Annotated in this window: 2 protein-coding genes; both read left to right on the forward strand. The window is 67.7% G+C overall.

The genetic code is table 11. From position 1 onward, the window contains the following. A partial coding sequence (locus ABT025_RS39285) for a condensation domain-containing protein (RefSeq protein ID WP_351003614.1) occupies positions 1–1,650 on the forward strand: 1,650 nt, incomplete at its 5' end. Beyond that, positions 1,647–3,193 (forward strand): condensation domain-containing protein (locus tag ABT025_RS39290; RefSeq protein WP_351003615.1); only part of this gene is annotated, 1,547 nt, incomplete at its 3' end. The genes ABT025_RS39285 and ABT025_RS39290, both read left to right, overlap by 4 nt.

A 3,193-nucleotide genomic window follows, 5' to 3' on the forward strand; every position in this document is an offset into this window, starting at 1 on the left:
CGCACCAACACCGAACGCACACTCACCTCCATATGGACCGACATCCTCGGCATCGACACCATCGGCATCCACGACAACTTCTTCGAACTCGGCGGCGACTCGATCATCAGCATCCAGATGATCGCCAGGGCGAAGAAGTTCGGCCTGCACCTCACCCCGCGCATGATCTTCAAGCATCAGACGATCGCCGAGATCGCGGTCCACGCCGGCGCGACCACGCTGGTCGATGCGGAGCAGGGGCGCGTGGTGGGCGACGTACCTCTGACGCCGATCCAGCACTGGTTCTTCGAGAAGGAACTACCTGCGTTCGATCACTTCAACCAGGCCGAGCTGCTGGCCACCGACGCCTTGGACCCCGACGTCCTGCGTCTGGCACTGACCGACCTGATCGAACACCACGACGCTCTGCGCCTTCGGTGCGAGAGCGGGGAGAACGGCTGGCGCCAGTACCTGGACGAGTCGGTGGACACCGGCATCCTCGACGTCCACGACCTGTCCGATGTCGCCGATGACGCGCTGAACTCGGTGTCTCTCGGTGTCGCGGAGGAGACCCAGCGAGGCCTCGACCTGGCGAAGGGACCCCTGATCCGGTGCGCCCTGCTGGAGCTGGGGGCGACACGGGGCCAGCGGCTGCTGATCGCCGTGCACCACCTGGCGGTCGACGGCGTCTCCTGGCGGATCCTCCTGGAGGACCTGGGCACTTGCTACGAGCAGCGCGCCGCCGGCAAGGCACCGCGGCTGCCCGCGAAGACGACCTCCTTCCGGGCCTGGGCGGAACGGCTGCGCGCGTTCGCGGAGTCGGAGCCGGCACGCGCCGAGTTCGCCTACTGGGCGGAGGCGAAGCCCGGCGAGCAGGTTCCGCGTGACCGGGACGGGCACAACGACCTCGGCTCCGCGTCCACCGTCGCGGTGACCCTCACACCCGACGAGACACGCGCCCTGCTGAGGGACGTACCTCGCGTCTTCAGCACGCAGATCAACGACGTGCTGCTCACCGCCCTCGCGCAGGCGCTGCGGGACTGGACCGGCGACGACGAGACCTTGATCGGTCTGGAGGGGCACGGCCGCGAGGATCTGTTTCCCGACGTCGACCTGTCGCGTACCGTCGGCTGGTTCACGTCCGTGTTCCCCGTCGCGCTACGGCTGGCGCCCGGCGCCGGTCCGGTTGCGTCGCTCGACTCCGTCAAGGAACAGCTGGAGCGGATCCCGAACAAGGGCGTCGGCTACGGCATCCTGCGTCATCTGGGGGCGCCCGACGTAGCGTCCGTCCTGGGCCGGCAGCCGGTCCCGGAGGTCAACTTCAACTACCTGGGCCAGTTCAGCCGGGACCTCCCCGGCATCGGGCGGTACGCCCCCGCGAACGAGCCCAAGGGCCACTCGATCAGTCCCGACGGCATGCGCTGGAACGTCCTCGACGTGACCGCGGCCGTCGAGGGCGACACGTTCGGTGTGTACGTCGGCTACTCGACGTCGCTGCACGACCGGCAGACCGTCGAGCGGCTGGCCGCGGGAGTGATCGGCCACCTGCGCGTACTGATCGCCGGCAGCGCCGAAGGCGCCGCCGACTCCCGCCGGACCACCCCCGGCGTTCCCCTCACCGACATCGGTGACACCGACATGGCCGCGATCCTGAAGAGGTTCTCGATATGAGCACGCACAACGTGGAAGACGTCTACGGGCTCTCGCCCCTGCAGTTCGGGATGCTGTACCACTCGCTGGAGGACACGTCCGACACGCGCCCGTACATGGTGCAGATGACGGAAGAGGTCGAAGGCCCCTTCGACGACGCACTGTTCGGACAGGCGTGGCAGCAGCTCGTCGATCGGCACTCGATCCTGCGGAGCGCCTTCGTCTGGGAGGGCGTGTCGGAACCGGTGCAGGTGGTGCAGCGCCAGGCCCCCGTGCCCTTCGCGATTCGGGACCTGCGCGGCCTGCCCGACCATGAACAGCGACTGGACGCCTTCCTGGCGGAGGACTGGGAGCGCGGGTTCGACCTGTCGCGGGCGCCGCTGGTGCGAGTGACCGTGCTGCGAACGGCAGAGGAACGGCGCTTTGTCGTCTGGTCGTTCCACCACATCCTGTTGGACGGGTGGAGCGTTCAGATCCTCCAGAAGGAGCTGTTCGCCCTCTACCGCGCCCTGCTCGACGGCACAACCGCCGCCCTGCCAAAACCCGTTCCGTACCGCCGCTACATCGAGTGGCTCAACGCCCAGCAGGGCGATGCCTCGGCCGATTTCTGGACGAAGTACCTGGCGGGGGTCACCGAGCCGACCGACCTGCACGTGGACCGGGACACCGGGGAGACGGGCGTCGGGGAGTTCGAAGTGATCGCCTCCTCCGATCTGTTCGCGCAGGCCCGTGACTACGCCCGGTCCCAGCGGATCACGATGAACACCCTGGTGCAGGGGCTGTGGTCGATCCTGCTCTCCCGCTACAGCCGCCGCGACGAGGTGCTGTTCGGTTCGACCATCTCGGGCCGTTCGATCGACCTGCCGAGTGTGGACTCGATGATGGGGCTGTTCATCAACACACTGCCGGTACGCGGCCGGCTCACGGGTGAGATGGGAGTCGCGAGCTGGCTGCGGGACCTCCAGGACGAGCAGTTGGAGATGCGGCAGTGGGAGTACTGCCACCTGGTCGATGTTCAGAAGCACAGCAGCATCGCCCGCGGGGAGCCGCTGTTCCGGTCCATCCTGGTCTTCGAGAACTATCCGGTGGTTCAGAAGCCGTCGGACTTCCCCGAGGGACTGACCCGCCGCCTGGTCAACTGCGTGGAGCGCACCGGTTATCCGCTCACCCTGGTCGCGTCGGCGGGCAGCGCCCTGGAGTTCCGATTCGTCTATGACCGGAGCAGGTTCGACGCGGCGACGATCGAGCGGATGGCCGGCCACCTGCGCACCCTGCTGGAGTCCGTCGTGGCGGCTCCCGCGGCGCGCATCGCTGAGCTGAACATGCTGACGGTGCGGGAGCGGCAGGAGATCCTGGTCGACTGGAACGGGGTGACCGGCCCCTACCCCGATACCGCGACCATCCACTCCCTCATCGAGGACCGCGTCACCACCGACCCCGACGCCATCGCCGTCACCCACGGCAACGAACAGTGGACCTACACACAGATCAACAACCGCGCCAACCAGCTCGCCCACCACCTCCGCGCAACCGGCATCACCCCCGACACACTCATCGCGGTCTG

Source organism: Streptomyces sp. NPDC002809, from assembly GCF_040295435.1.
GTDB lineage: Bacteria > Actinomycetota > Actinomycetes > Streptomycetales > Streptomycetaceae > Streptomyces.